A 14,201-nucleotide genomic window follows, 5' to 3' on the forward strand; every position below is an offset into this window, starting at 1 on the left:
TCCAGATTTGATTATTCATACCGGCAAGCGACCCTAGCGCAAGCCCAAGCTATTGGCCGCCGCCAAAGAACCAGGCGAGAATGGGACGCATCGCAATGTTATAGGGATGCGCCGTTGGGTCGGCCGATCGAATAGCGACCACGCCATCGACCTCGTCCTCTTCGGAAACGAGCATATGCGCCTCGATCCGCCGAAGCATATCCTCGGCCGTCCATGGAAAACGGAAGACGCGAAGAAGCGTCACCGAACGCCTTATATGCATTGCGTGATATCCGGATACCGGAGCGGCATCACGTAGATCGAGACCAGTCTCCTCCAACACCTCACGCCGCATATTGCCTTCGACATCGGCGTGCCCGTCGACGATATCGCTCTCATCCATCGATCCGGAGGCGCAATAGACCTGACCGGGATTTGCGGTATGGGAGGCCATGCGTATCGCGATGATCGCTCCGTCCGACGATACGATGACGGGAAAGGCAAAAAGGTGAAAAGCTCCTGGCTGCCGCTGCTTTCGCCACAGGAGAAATGTCGAGAAGGGTGTTACATAGGCCTCCCCCTTCACTGCACCGCCTGTAAGCGACAGCCTGTGCTGAAAGATCATGCGACCGTCATAGAGTGATGGATTGGCGGCAATTTCCCTTGCCCAGTTCTCCCGCGCCGCCTCCTGCTCACGCAGGTGAAACGGATGTTCGCCCGGAAACACGGCAAGGTCGATGCTGGAGATAGGGAACACGGTGCTTTCCGGCGGCCAGGCGGCCACGTCGTTCTGTTCTGAAAGGGTCATATCAAATCCAATGTCATGACGACGGGGCAATGGTCGGAGGCTTTCGGCCTGTCCCAGCCGACGCGTGGATAGCGCTCTACCTCCTGCCCCGGTGGGAAAATAGTGCGGAAGGGCTGGCCCGAGCGGACGACATCGGGCACGCGCGTCGCATTGGCGCGAGCCAGCGCCGGAGAGAGCCAGATATAGTCGAGCTGGCAAAGCCGCTGCTCCTGCGGTCCGCGGGCGTGGTAAAGTGTCCAGCGGTCAAGCTCGTCGCGCCGCCGCATGACGTTTTCGGCGAAACCGTCATGGCTGAAGACATCGAGTGCGCTCCCTTTCTCCTCGCTGCGCGGTTCGAAGCGATAGCCGGTGCGGCGTGTGCCGATGACATCGATCCATTCCTGATAGTCGTTCATGTCGCCGCAGATGGCGAAATTCTTCGTTGCTGTGTGGCCGGCGCCGAAACGATCTTCGATGATGCGGCGAACCGCCATGGTCTCGGCCCGGCGTATCGCCATGGTCGCATGACGTCCATCCACCCCTTCACGTGCCGGTCCCATCGATTTCAGATGGATGACATAGAGCGAGAACGGCACACCGCCAATATGGAGACGCAGTTCCAGACAATCGCGCTTGAAGATCTTGTCCTCCGAATGAAGGCCGAGCTCCGCCAGCTCGTCGTTGAAAAGGCCGAAATTGCCGTAGGTCACCATGGCGTGACTCTTGATATCATTGAGAACGATCGGCTGACCGTCGCGTGTTTCCTCGCGCATCATCACGGCGACATCGATGCCGCGGCTGTCATTGCCTTCGATCAGAAATTTCTGCCGATAGCCGTTGCCGACCATGCGGTAGAGATAACCATATTCGAAAGCCTGCAGCGCCGCCATGTTGTCGACCTCCTGCAGGCAGATGATATCGGCATCGGCATCCGCGATCGCGAGCGCCGTCATCTGCCTGGTGTCGTCAGTCGCCGCAATCACACGCGCCGCTTCCAACTGCTGATAGATCTCTTCATTACGAACATCGAAGAGCTGCAACACGCGATCCTGGCGCAACTGATTGCGAAAACCAGTGTAATCAAAACGGGTCAGAAGGTTTTCGACGTTGAAAGTCGCAAGGCGCAGGGACATGAAGCATTCCAATTTAAGAAGAATGTGAGCCGGCTTATTATAGTCGCATCATCCGGCTTTGGCTGTTACCGTCGATTTGAACTTGCCCATCAGATACGGGCCGGAAAGAACGGGAGCATATTTCGGCTCCTCGCCTTCCTTCAGGCACGACGGTAGGCAGGCGATTTCGGCAAACCAGTTCGGCTGATGGAAGAAGGCCAGAGACTGGCGGCGCTGCATGCCGCCCTCCTCCGGCGGCGGATTGACGACACGATGCACGGTGGAAACCCAGCGATCGTTGGTCCAGAGCGCCATCAGGTCGCCGATATTGATGACGAAAGCGCCCTCCACCGGCGGCACCGGCGTCCAGTTGCCATCGGGAGCGATGATCTCAAGGCCCTTTGAGCCAGGCTGCGGCAAGAGGATCGTCAGGCTGCCGTAATCGGTATGCGCGCCGGCGCGAAGCTGGCCCGGCTGCGGCGGCACGTGCTGCTCGGGATAATTCAGCGCCCTCAGCGCACTGATCGGCGCATCGACGTAGGCATCGAAGAAATGCTGGTCGAGGCCAAGCGCCATTGCGAAGACGCGCATGATACGCGCCGCCAAATCTTCCATCGCCCGATAATAAGCCTTCCATGCGTCCGCGAATCCTTCAGGCCCCTCCGGCCAGATGGTCGCGGCATAACAGAAGCCGAGTGCTTCAGTATCTGTCATGCCTGAGGGTACGGAAAGCGGGCCGCCATTGAAGCTTTCCTTCAGATCCGGCGGCGTGTCCACGTTGCGCGATTTTGCAAGCGCCTCTGTGCCCGGTCCGAGATAGCCGTAGGGATAGCCGGGATAGAGCGTTTTCGCCTTCTGCTTCACCTCAGACGGCAGATCGAAAAAAGTCTGCGTCTTCTTCCAGACCTCGGCGATCACGGCATCCGCGACGCCGTGGTTGGCAATCGCCAGGAAGCCGGTCGAGCGGCATATCCGGTCCACCTCCGCGCCCAGCCGCTTTTTCTCGTCATGATCGGCTGCTTCGAAGGCGCCGAGATCGAAAATCGGAAAGCTATGATCGGACATGCGCGACTCCCCTTCTTGACATCGAGCAAATCAAGCATAGGAGGCGGCAGGGAACAACCATCTTGTCCCCTACCGATCAAAGCCGCCAGGCTGAGCGAATGGCAACTCGATAGTCGTCGCCCGCGGCGACAGGCTCGCGGCTATAGGCACGCAGCATCTGCCCATCCGGCATCGACAGCCTCAGTGCATAGCGCTCACCCTCATAAAGGACGGAATCGACACGGCAGGAAATGCCCTCGCCGGCGGCAATCACATCCTCCGGTCGCACGAGAATATCCGCGCTTGTCGAGCCGCCCGTTCGGTTCTCCCACAGGCCTCGGAAGAGCGACCAGTCGATGCGGCGCGGACCGCCATCGGGAAAAGCGAGCGACAGAATGGCGCCCTGCCCGACCAAGCCGCCGACCATTTTCCCTTCAGGGCGCGCATAGATCTCCGCCGGCGGCGCCACCTGCAATAGCCGCCCCTCGGACATGACGGCGACGTCGGTCGCGAGCGCCATCGCCTCGCTCTGGTCGTGCGTGACATAGACCATGGTGGCACCCGAGCGCTGGTGGAACTCACGGAAGGTTTCTTCCATCTCCTTCTTCAGATGACGGTCGAGGTTAGCTAGCGGCTCGTCCAGCAGCACGACATCGGGCGATGTCACCAGGCAGCGGGCAAGCGCCACGCGCTGCCGTTGGCCACCGGAGAGATCGGCGGGCCTGCGTTCCGCATAGTCGCCAAGACGCACCGTCGCCAAGGCCTCGCGCACCTTCTCGCGGTAGCGTTCGCCCGAAATGCCACGCACCTTCAGCGGATAGCCGACGTTATCGGCGACGTTCATATGCGGCCAAAGCGCATAGGACTGGAACACCATTGCCATGTTGCGCCGCTCCGGCGGCAGCATGCTCGCCGCATCCGCCAGCAACCGTTCGCCGAGGTGGATGGAGCCATCGGTCGGCTGCTCGAAACCGGCGATCATCCGAAGAACGGTCGTCTTGCCGCAGCCGGAAGGACCGAGCAGCGCCAGAAAGCCCCCTTCGCGCACGTCGAGCGACAAGGCATTGACGGCAGCTCGCCCGCCTGTGCCAAAATCCTTGCTGATGTGATTGAGGATCAGCTTCGCCAAGGCACCACTCCCTTCGGCAGGCGCTTGGCCATGATTTCCAGAAGCACCATCATAATGACGACCACGGCGATGACGATGACCGACATGGCAGAGGCCAGATCGGCGCTGCCGCCATCATCGAGATTGTAGATGACGACGCCAAGCGTCTGCGTGCCGGCCGACCAGAGCAGCGCTGAAACGGTCAGCTCGTTGCAGGCAATAAGGAAAACGAGGATCACCGATGCGCCCGCCGCCGGCGCAATCAGCGGCACGATGATATCGGTCAGCCGACGGAAGAAGCCGGCACCGGAAAGACGCGCCGCCTCCTCCAATGCCGGATCGAGCTGCAGGAAGGCGCTCATGACCGGCTTCAGGCTGACCGCGAAATAGGCGGAGAAATAGGCAAGCAGGATGATCCAGATCGTCCCGTAAAGCGTGACGTTGAGGATCGGCAAGGGTGCTGCAAATACCAGAATGAAGCAGACGGCAATGATGATGCCCGGAAGCGCATAGGGGATCTCAATCATGCCGCCGACGATGCGGCTCAACATGTCTTTACGCCGCGTCAGCGCATAGGCCGCGAGCACTGTCACCAGGAGGAGACCGAGCGCCGTCGTGCCGGCAAGAAACAGCGAATTGGAAAAAGCGGTGCGGGTTATGCTCTGCCGAAACAGGATTTCCGTAAAGGCGTTGAGCGACGCCGTCTTGAAGGTGAGCGGCACGCCGTAAGCCGGCACCAGCGCGCCTGCGACCAGCGCCAGAAAGGGAGCAACGAGCATGACGAAGAGGATGGCATAGAGCGCCGGCAACGCCAGAAAGCGCCAGCGGCCGAGCGAAAAGGCAGCCGTCGCGCCGGAAATACCGATGACGCGGTAATCACGCCCCTTCAAGGCCCTGCCCTGCACGGCAAGACCGGCAACGGCAATGACGGCAATCATCATTGAGAGTACGGCGATATCGCCGAATGTCCTCGGCCCGAAATTGGAGAACTTCGTGAAGATCACGGTTGAAAGTGTATAGATTGAGGCGGGAATGCCAAGGATCGCCGGAATGCCGAAATTGCCGATGGACGAGACGAAGGCAATCGCGGCTCCGGCAATGACACCGGGCAGAGACAAGGGCAGGATGATATCGCGGAAGACGCGCAGGCCGGACGCGCCGGAAAGCCTCGCGGCCTCGACACCATCGCGCGGAAGCGCCAACAGGCCGGCGCGCAGGGCGAGATAGACAAGCGGTGCATGTTGAACGCCGTAGAGCAGCGCGATGCCGCCAACCGAATACAGCGGCTGCGGCGAGCCGAGCGGCGGCGCGATATGCAACGCTTTCAGCAAGGGGCTCGACGGTCCGGACATCTGCACCCAGGCGAGTGCCGTCACCTGCGGCGGGATCATCATGGGCAATACGAAGAGGAAGCCGAGCAGCCCCCTGCCCGACAGATCCGTCAACGTCAGCAGGAATGCGAAGAGACAACCAAGCAAGACAGAAACAATGGTGCCGAGCACGGCCGTCTCGATCGTGTACCAGGCCGAGCGCCAGAGGGAGGGATCGGTGATGAGCTCATAGACACCACCCCTGAGCAGCGCCTCGATGCCGGCAAACGCCAGCCGCGCCAGCGGCAAAACGCTGAGCAAGAGCACGACGGCAACAACAAAAGGAAACAGCCAGGCCGGCTGGCTGTTTCCTCGACGCACATATCGATACATTCCAAATCCGGGTTGGATTACTTCGACTTGAAGTAGGTGGAGAAGGTCTTGAGGTCCTGATCCGTGTTCTTGAGAGCATCGGCGGCATTCAACGGCAAAACCTTGATGCTGTCACGTGCCGGGAAGCCTTCCGGCAGCGGCGTGCCGTTGCGGGCCGGAATGTAGCCGAGCTTCAGGAAGCCTTCCTGGCCCTTTTCGGAAAGAACATAATCGACGAACTTCTTGGCGGCATCGGCATGCTGCGTGCCGGCAAGGATGCCGACGGGCTCGGTCACGGCCGAAACGCCTTCCTTCGGAAAGACGAATTCCAGCGGAGCACCCTTGGCCTTTTCGCGGATCGGCATGTAGTCGACGATCATACCATAGGCCTTCTCGCCAGACGCGACCGACTTCAGCACGGCGCCGTTGCCACCCGAGGCGATCGCGCCATTGTCGGCGAGGTTCTTGTAATAATCCCAGCCGAGACTGCCGACGCCGGCGAGCGTCTGCGCGTGGATGAGAGCGGCGCCCGAAGCCAGCGGGCTCGGCATGGCGACGAGACCCTTGGCTTCCGGCTTGACCAGATCCTGCCAACTTGTCGGCTTCATCGCGGCAGCCGTGTTGTAGACGATGCCGGTCGTGATCAGCTTGGTGGAATAATAATAGCCGCCGGCGTCATAGAGCGACGGATCGTAGTTTGCGGCTTCCGGCGACTTGTAGGCGAGCAGCTTGCCGGCTTCCTTCAAGCGCTCCAGCGTCACCGTATCGGCGATCAGCAGGACATCGGCCACCGGAGCGCCAGCCTGCATTTCAGCCTGCAGCTTGGCAATGATCTGCGGCGTGCCATCACGAACCCAGTCGACCTTGATACCGGGATTGGCGGCCATGAAACCATCGACGGTCGCCTGCGCATCGGCATTCGGTTGGCTGGTATAGAGGACGAGATCGGCGGCGTTGGCGCTTCCGGAGAAAAGGGCGATGGCCAACAGGCCGGCAATGGCGGAAACAAAGGTCTTCATGAAAACGTCCTCGGCTAGGTTGTACGAGGTTGTCTAGACGCAGGGTTTAACATGATTGTGACAGTTGAATTTGAATAGATTGCCGTTCGTATGATGATTGAATCTTGACCGCCGCGATCCGGCACTATTTTCTGAGGCACGTATTTCAGACGGGATCGAGGAGGACAGATCTATGGAATATCGCCTGCTTGGCCGCTCCGGCCTCAAAGTTTCCACCATCACCATGGGCACCATGACCTTCGGCGGAGTTGGATGGGCAAAAACCGTTGGCGACCTTGGCGTCAAGGAAGCCAAGAAGCTTGTCGACATGTGCGTGGATGCCGGCGTCAACCTGCTCGATACGGCCGATGTCTACTCCCAAGGTGCGTCGGAAGAAATCCTCGGCGAGATCATCGGCGGCCCGCGCAAGAACGGCGTGCTCATCGCCACCAAGGCACGCTTCCCGATGGGGCCTGGTGTCAACGATGTCGGCTCATCCCGCCAGCACCTCATTCAGGCCTGCGAAGCAAGCCTCAAGCGCATGAAGACCGATGTGATCGATCTCTATCAGCTGCATGAATGGGACGGACAGACACCGCTGGAAGAGACGATGGAAGCGCTCGACACCTTGGTTCGTCAGGGCAAGGTCCGCTATATCGGCTGCTCGAACTTTTCCGGCTGGCACATCATGAAGGCGCTGGGCGTCAGTGAGCGCGACAAGCGCGAACGCTTCGTCAGCCAGCAGATCCACTACACGCTGGAAGCCCGCGACGCGGAAAACGAGCTGGTGCCTGTTAGTATCGACCAAGGCCTCGGCATTCTCGTCTGGAGCCCGATTGCGGGCGGCCTGCTCTCAGGCAAGCATCGCCGCAATCAGGCAACGCCGGAGGGTACGCGCCAGTTCGCCGGATGGACGGAACCTCCGATCCGCGATGAAAACCGCCTGTGGAATATCGTCGAGACGCTGGTGGAAATCGCGGATGGTCGCGGCGTTTCGGCAGCCCAGGTGGCACTTGCCTGGCTGATCGGCCGAAAGGGCGTGACCTCGGTCATCATCGGCGGCCGCACCAAGGCCCAGTTCAAGGACAATCTTGCGAGTGCCGAGTTGAAGCTGACCGACGAGGAGCGCAAGCGCCTCGATGACGTCAGCCTGCAGCCGCTGATGTATCCCTACTGGCATCAGCGCAACACGGCCAACGACCGGCTGAGCGAGGCCGATCTCGCGCTGATCGGTCCGCATCTGGCGAAGTGACATCCCTTCTCCCCTCGGGGAGAAGGTGCCGACAGGCGGATGAGGGGGCGCCCGCCAAGAGTACGAAAATACATGAATTCAAATCGGTGAGGCCCCCTCATTCGACCCTTCGGGCCACCTTCTCCCCCCGGGGAGAAGGTAAAAGCTAGGCCGCCATCGCCCCGATCTCACTCGCGATCAGCTTGCCAAGCCGCGAGATACCCTCGTCGATCATTTCGGCATTGGCACAGGAGAAGCTGACGCGGAAGGTATTCGCGCCTGTACCGTCGGCGAAGAAGGCCTGACCAGGCACGAAGGCAACCTTCGCCGTTTCCAGCGACCGGGCCAGCAGCTTGGCGCCATCCATGCCCTTCGGCAGGGTGACCCAGACGAACATGCCGCCTTCAGGCTTCGTCCAGCTCGTGCCCTCTGGCATGTACTTGGCAAGCGCTGTCAGCATGCAGTCGCGGCGGTGGCTATAGGTCTTGCGGACCTTGGCGACCTGCGCATCGAAACCGCGCTCGGCGACCTGATGGATCGCAATCTGGTTGATGGTCGAGGAATGCAGGTCAGCCGCCTGCTTCATCAGGACGAGCTTGCGGATGACGGACGCATTGGCAACGATGAAGCCGACGCGAAGGCCGGGCGCCAGCGTCTTGGAGAAGCTGCCGCAATAGATCGTGCGCGTGTCGTTGATGCTGCCCTTGCGCGCGATTTCCAGCGCCAGGATCGGCGCGACCGGCTCGCCGTCATAACGCAGCGACTGATAGGCGGCGTCTTCGATGACGGCGATATCCAGCTCTTCGGCAAGGTCGAGCAGCTTCTTGCGGCCGGCCAGATCGACGGTCTCGCCCGTCGGGTTGGCGAAGTCGGCCGAGAGATAAGCGAACTTCACCCTGCCCCCCGCTTGCGCAGCCGCGGCGCGATAGGATTCGGGCGTGCGATTACCGTTCGGCGTCAGCTGATCGTAGGCCGGCTCATAGGCGTTGAAAGCCTGCAACGCGCCAAGATAGGTCGGCGCCGTGACGAGCGCCGTATCCTTCGGCGACAGGAAAAGCTTGCCGAGATAATCGAGCCCCTGCTGCGAACCGGAAACGATGAAGACATTTTCGAGCTCACAGGGAATGCCGAGCGCGCCCATCTGGCCGACGAGCCATTCGCGCAGCGGCTTATAGCCTTCGCTGACCGAATATTGCAGTGCTGCATTCACAGTCGGACCGGAAAAGATGTCGGCATAGGCCTGCTTGAACTCCGCATCCGGAAACAATGCGGGATCGGGGATGCCACCGGCGAAAGAGATGATATCCGGCCGCTCCAGCAGCTTCAGCAGTTCACGGATTTCGGAGGCGCGCATTCGGCTCGAACGCGTCGCAAAGATATTTTCCCAATTCAACATGGGGCTTCCTCGTAATTTTTGGTCTTTCCGACACAAGATCACGCAACAAAATATAAGTCAATAATGCTGACCTATTTTGTTTGTCATCGTGACAGATATTGTCTGCCTTTCCTGCTAGCATCGACGATGGTCTTACAAAGAAATGAACGCCAGCCAGCATGAGCACCGACCCGACAGCGTCCTTCTATACCGACAACGCCGCCATCTACGCAGCGCGCGACCGTAAACTACCCAGACAGCGGCTCGACGCCTTTCTGGACACCCTGACTGCAAGCGCAACCATCCTCGAACTGGGTTGCGGCGGTGGCCAGGATGCCGCCTACATGCTGTCCCGCGGCTTCGACGTTACGCCGACGGACGGCTCAACCGAGCTTGCGAGGGAAGCGGAAAAGCGTCTCGGCAGGCCCGTTCGAGTGATGCGTTTCGAAGCCCTGGACGCTACCGAAATCTTCGACGGCATATGGGCGGAGGCCAGCCTCCTGCATGTACCGCGATCCGCTCTGCCGGCTATCTTCGATCGCATTTTGCGCGCCCTGAAAACGGGCGGCATCTTCCACGCCAGCTTCAAGGCGGGTGAAGCAGAGGGACACGACAAGTTCGGACGCTATTACAACTATCCTTCCGCCGTATGGCTTGAGGCTATGCTGAGCGCCGGAGGATGGAGAAACATTATCATGACTAAAGCGGATGGCGGCGGCTTCGATGGTGAACCGACAAGATGGCTCTACGTCAAAGCTCAAAAATAGAAAGGCCGGAGCTTTCGCCCCGGCCCTCCAATCCGGCTCTCGCCGAAAAGCTTAGTTGACCGACTTGTCGACCAGCTTGTTCTTGCCGATCCAGGGCATCATGCCGCGCAGCTTAGCGCCGACTTCTTCGATCTGGTGGCTGTCGTTGTTGCGGCGGATACCCTTGAAGCGAGCAGCGCCCGAACGGTATTCCTGCATCCACTCGGAGGTGAACTTGCCGGTCTGGATGTCCTTGAGAACGCGCTTCATCTCAGCCTTGGTCTCTTCGGTGATGATGCGCGGGCCGGTGACGTATTCGCCCCATTCTGCCGTGTTCGAGATCGAGTAGTTCATGTTGGCGATGCCGCCTTCATAGATCAGGTCGACGATCAGCTTCACTTCGTGCAGGCACTCGAAGTAGGCCATTTCCGGAGCGTAGCCGGCCTCAACAAGCGTTTCGAAGCCGGCTCGGATGAGCTCGACCAGACCGCCGCAGAGAACGACCTGTTCGCCGAAGAGGTCGGTTTCGCACTCTTCGCGGAAGTTGGTTTCGATGATGCCCGAACGACCGCCGCCGACGCCGCAGGCGTAGGAGAGAGCGAGTTCAAGCGCATTGCCGGAGGCGTTCTGGTGAACGGCAACGAGGCAGGGAACGCCGCCGCCCTTCTGGTATTCGCCGCGAACCGTGTGGCCCGGGCCCTTCGGAGCGATCATGACGACGTCGACCGAAGCCTTCGGCTCGATGAGGCCGAAGTGGACGTTGAGGCCGTGGGCGAAGGCAATCGCAGCGCCGTCACGGATGTTCGGAGCAATGTCGGCCTTGTAGATGTCGGCCTGCAGTTCGTCCGGCGTCGCCATCATCATCAGGTCGGCCCAGGCAGCGGCTTCGGCAACGGTCATGACCTTGAAGCCATCGGCTTCGGCCTTCTTGATCGTGGGCGAACCGGCCTTCAGCGCGATCACGAGGTTCTGTGCGCCGCTGTCCTTCAGGTTCAGCGCGTGAGCGCGGCCCTGGGAACCGTAGCCGATGACGGCGACCTTCTTCGACTTGATGAGGTTGAGATCGGCATCACGATCGTAATAGACGCGCATTGTTTGTCCTTCCCTTTGCTTGTCTGGGTGCAGATTTTAATTTGTCAGACGGTCGCAGCTGCTTCCGCCAATACCTTTTCCGTGCCGTAAAGCTTGAGGAAAGCGGTGATCGCTTTCTCCGCCTGCCGGCTCGTATCCTTCAAACCGGGCTCGCCGAGCAGCATGCGCACATGCAGATCGGAGACGATGAGCCCATAAAGCGTGTGATATGCTTCGTCAGCATCGGTAAAGCGCAGTAACCCTGCCCGCTTGCCGGCGTCGATGAGACCGATGGCGCGGCGGTCGATCTGCCGGCGCCCGCGCTCCAGCAGGAGCTTACCGAGCTTGGAGCCGTCGCGGTTCGATTGGCCGATTGCCAGGCGGTTCAAGGCAAGCGAGACGTCGCCGGCCAAAACCTCCAGCAGGTCGCGGGCGAAAATGACGAGGTGGTCATGCAGGCTTGCTGTATTCAGTCGCTCGCCATTGCGCTCGAAGGTGCGAACTTTGCTGGCCTGATAGGTAATCATCGCAGACAGCAGGCCATCGCGGTCGCCGAACCACTTGTAAAGACTTTCCTTAGAGCAATTGGCCGCGCGTGCGACGCCGGAGGTCGTCAGCGCCTTCTCGCCGCCGTCGACGAGCAGACGCAGCGCCTGTTCCAGAACGGCGTTCTGGCGCGGCGAAAACTCGCTCGACTGTCCTACTTCGCTCAGCACGATAGCCACTCCCAAATGCGTACCGTACGGTACGGTTCGTGGCGCTTTATGCAGGACACCGATGCAGCCGTCAAGCGGAATTCGTTGCTGCACTGCGTTAAAAGAGAGTGCTTGCCAGGACTGCTAAACGGTGGCAACTGCCACGAGCCGGTCAGTTGTCGAGAGAGCTTGACGCAAATGATCGGTCAGAAACATCACCTACTCGGCCGCCACCGCATTGTTGCGCATCGCCTCGACATCCTTCAGAGGAGGAAGACCGTAGAGACGGCTATATTCGCGGCTGAACTGCGAAGGGCTCTGATAGCCAACACGGTGCCCGGCAGAGCCGACATCGAGCTGCTCGACGATCATAAGCCGCCGCGCCTCATGCAGCCGAAGCTGCTTCTGATACTGCATGGGCGATAGTGCCGTGACAGTCTTGAAATGGTGATGCAGCGAGGAAACGCTCATGCCGACGCGCTCGGCGAGCTCTTCGATGCGCAACGGCTGCGTATAGTTGCCGCGGAGCCAGGCGACGGCCCGCGCCACCCGGTTGCTCTGGCTCTCCGCCATGGCGATCTGCAGCAGCCGAGGGCCATTCGGACCGGTCAGCAGGCGATAGAGGATTTCCTGCTCGATCAAAGGCGCCATAGCCGGAATATCTTCGGGCCGATCAAGCAATCGGAGCAGCCGTAGCGAGGCATCGAGCAGTTCCGGCGAGGCGGCATTGACCGCAATTCCGCGCACAGGCTCGGTCAACGCCTGACGCGGAATGCTGACGCGCGACAGGAGCTCCTTCAACCGTTCGCTGTCGAGCGCCATGCCGAAGCAAAGATAAGGCGTATCGCTGCCGACATTGGTGACCTGCGTCGAGACCGGAAGATCGAGCGCGGTCAAAATATACTCGCCGACACCGTAATTGTAGGTCTCGGCACCGATTGTCAGGTTCTTGCGCCCCTGAACCACGATTGCAAAACAGGGCCGATAAGCCCCATGCTGCCACACAGTCGCGGCCGATTGCCGATAGAGATTAAGATTGTCTATCGGCGTACGATGTTCGCCGTCCCCCGGAGCGAAACGTGCAACGATCGACGCGAGTTCCTGATTGGGATTGAAAGGCAGTGTCATGCGCAACCAACTGTTTTCGAGCAGATATCAATGTCTATCTAGGTAACACCGTTCGATCGCGAAAGACCTGCCGCGCATTTAGATTCGCAGGATCGTACATAAAGCTTGCAGGATCGCTCTAACGCTGTGGCCCGGTCCTGATGCATGGTGAGCCATCTAAATTCTACCCCCAACCCATCCGAAAAGATAAGGAAATCTCCCATGCCGATCGCAAAGGGTTATGCAGCAACCGACGCGTCCAAGCCGCTCACGCCATTCACTTTCGAGCGCCGCGACCCGAACACGGATGACGTTGTCATCTCCGTCAAATATTGCGGCGTCTGCCATTCCGACATTCACCAGGCCCGCAACGAATGGGGCGGCTCGAAGTATCCGATGGTGCCAGGCCACGAAGTCGCCGGCATCGTGACGGCTGTCGGTTCCGAGGTCACGAAGTTCAAGGTCGGCGACCGCGTCGGCGTCGGCTGCTTCGTCGATTCCTGCACGACCTGCGCCACGCGCGATCTCGACTACGAGCATTACATGCCGGGCCTCGTCCAGACCTACAACGACGTCGAAGCCGACGGCAAGACGCCGACTTTCGGCGGTTATTCCGACTCGATCGTCGTCAAGGAAGGCTATGTCCTCTCCTTCCCCGACAATATCCCGCTCGATTCGGGCGCGCCGCTGCTGTGCGCCGGCATTACGCTCTTTTCGCCGCTGCGCCACTGGAAAGCCGGACCGGGCAAGAGGGTCGCGATCGTCGGCATGGGCGGCCTCGGCCACATGGGGGTGAAGCTGGCGCACGCCATGGGCGCCGACGTCACGGTCCTCAGCCAGACGCTGTCGAAGAAGGAAGACGGCTTCAAGCTGGGCGCGAAGGACTACTACGCCACCAGCGATGCCGAGACCTTCACCAAGCTCGCCGGCACCTTCGACCTGATCATCAACACGGTCGGCACGGCGATCGACTGGAACGCCTATCTGAACCTGCTGAAGTATGATGGCAGCATGGTGCTGGTCGGCGTTCCCGAACATGCGGTTCCGGTTCATGCCTTCTCGCTGATCCCCGGCCGCCGCAGCCTTTCCGGCTCTATGATCGGCTCGATCAAGGAAACCCAGGAAATGCTCGACTTTTGCGGCGAGCACAACATCGTGGCCGAGATCGAGAAGATCAGCATCCAGGATATCAACGAAGCTTATGAGCGCGTGCTGAGGAGCGACGTCCGCTACCGCTTCGTGATCGACATCGCCTCGCTGGCATAA

At 60.2% G+C, this 14,201-nt stretch carries 13 protein-coding genes; 3 read left to right on the plus strand and 10 right to left on the minus strand.

Going from position 1 to position 14,201, the window contains the following annotated elements; all coding sequences use genetic code 11:
• Positions 1 to 49: 49 nt before the first annotated feature.
• The 6 genes from AC13RM_RS09165 to AC13RM_RS09190 all read right to left on the minus strand — a co-directional run bounded on the left by AC13RM_RS09165 (position 50) and on the right by AC13RM_RS09190 (position 6,731).
• Entirely contained in the window at positions 50 to 787 is a 738-nt protein-coding gene (locus AC13RM_RS09165) for an NUDIX hydrolase (RefSeq protein ID WP_285171459.1), read from the minus strand.
• Positions 784 to 1,899, minus strand: a complete 1,116-nt coding sequence (locus AC13RM_RS09170) for an endonuclease/exonuclease/phosphatase family protein (RefSeq protein WP_285171458.1) — start codon at positions 1,897 to 1,899, stop codon at positions 784 to 786. The genes AC13RM_RS09165 and AC13RM_RS09170 overlap by 4 nt, the downstream gene beginning before the upstream one ends.
• Positions 1,900 to 1,947: 48 nt before the next feature.
• Positions 1,948 to 2,943 (minus strand): isopenicillin N synthase family dioxygenase, encoded by a 996-nt coding sequence (locus AC13RM_RS09175; protein ID WP_440477577.1) that lies wholly within the window; start codon positions 2,941 to 2,943, stop codon positions 1,948 to 1,950.
• Positions 2,944 to 3,019: 76 nt separating this feature from the next.
• Positions 3,020 to 4,051 (minus strand): ABC transporter ATP-binding protein, encoded by a 1,032-nt coding sequence (locus AC13RM_RS09180; RefSeq protein WP_440477578.1) that lies wholly within the window; start codon positions 4,049 to 4,051, stop codon positions 3,020 to 3,022.
• Entirely contained in the window at positions 4,039 to 5,733 is a 1,695-nt protein-coding gene (locus AC13RM_RS09185; protein WP_440477579.1) for an ABC transporter permease, read from the minus strand. The genes AC13RM_RS09180 and AC13RM_RS09185 overlap by 13 nt, the downstream gene beginning before the upstream one ends.
• 17 nt (positions 5,734 to 5,750) lie before the next feature.
• Positions 5,751 to 6,731 carry an ABC transporter substrate-binding protein gene (locus AC13RM_RS09190; RefSeq protein ID WP_285171455.1) on the minus strand — a complete coding sequence of 327 codons (981 nt, stop codon included), beginning with the start codon at positions 6,729 to 6,731 and terminating at the stop codon, positions 5,751 to 5,753.
• 172 nt (positions 6,732 to 6,903) lie between these two features.
• Between AC13RM_RS09190 and AC13RM_RS09195 the strand changes: the two genes are divergently transcribed.
• Entirely contained in the window at positions 6,904 to 7,962 is a 1,059-nt protein-coding gene (locus AC13RM_RS09195; protein WP_488554866.1) for an aldo/keto reductase, read from the plus strand.
• 145 nt (positions 7,963 to 8,107) lie between these two features.
• Here the strand turns inward: AC13RM_RS09195 and AC13RM_RS09200 are convergent, their stop codons facing one another.
• Entirely contained in the window at positions 8,108 to 9,337 is a 1,230-nt protein-coding gene (locus AC13RM_RS09200; protein ID WP_488554867.1) for an aminotransferase-like domain-containing protein, read from the minus strand.
• 158 nt (positions 9,338 to 9,495) lie between these two features.
• On the opposite strand from AC13RM_RS09200, the gene AC13RM_RS09205 reads away from it, so the two are divergent.
• Positions 9,496 to 10,083, plus strand: a complete 588-nt coding sequence (locus AC13RM_RS09205; RefSeq protein ID WP_488554868.1) for a class I SAM-dependent methyltransferase — start codon at positions 9,496 to 9,498, stop codon at positions 10,081 to 10,083.
• Between the two features lie 51 nt (positions 10,084 to 10,134).
• Here AC13RM_RS09205 and ilvC read toward each other — a convergent pair whose 3' ends face one another.
• The 3 genes from ilvC to AC13RM_RS09220 form a co-directional block, all read right to left on the minus strand.
• Positions 10,135 to 11,154 (minus strand): ketol-acid reductoisomerase, encoded by a 1,020-nt coding sequence (gene ilvC, locus AC13RM_RS09210; protein WP_037202641.1) that lies wholly within the window; start codon positions 11,152 to 11,154, stop codon positions 10,135 to 10,137.
• A 44-nt stretch (positions 11,155 to 11,198) separates the two neighbouring features.
• Positions 11,199 to 11,849, minus strand: coding sequence for a TetR/AcrR family transcriptional regulator C-terminal domain-containing protein (locus AC13RM_RS09215; RefSeq protein WP_113230584.1), 651 nt, complete (start codon positions 11,847 to 11,849; stop codon positions 11,199 to 11,201).
• Positions 11,850 to 12,047: 198 nt separating this feature from the next.
• Entirely contained in the window at positions 12,048 to 12,956 is a 909-nt protein-coding gene (locus AC13RM_RS09220; RefSeq protein WP_488554869.1) for an AraC family transcriptional regulator, read from the minus strand.
• Between the two features lie 201 nt (positions 12,957 to 13,157).
• On the opposite strand from AC13RM_RS09220, the gene AC13RM_RS09225 reads away from it, so the two are divergent.
• A complete protein-coding gene (locus AC13RM_RS09225) occupies positions 13,158 to 14,201 on the plus strand; it encodes an NAD(P)-dependent alcohol dehydrogenase (RefSeq protein ID WP_488554870.1) in 1,044 nt (347 codons plus the stop codon).

The sequence above is a fragment of the Martinezella sp. CNPSo 3732 genome (assembly GCF_057784515.1).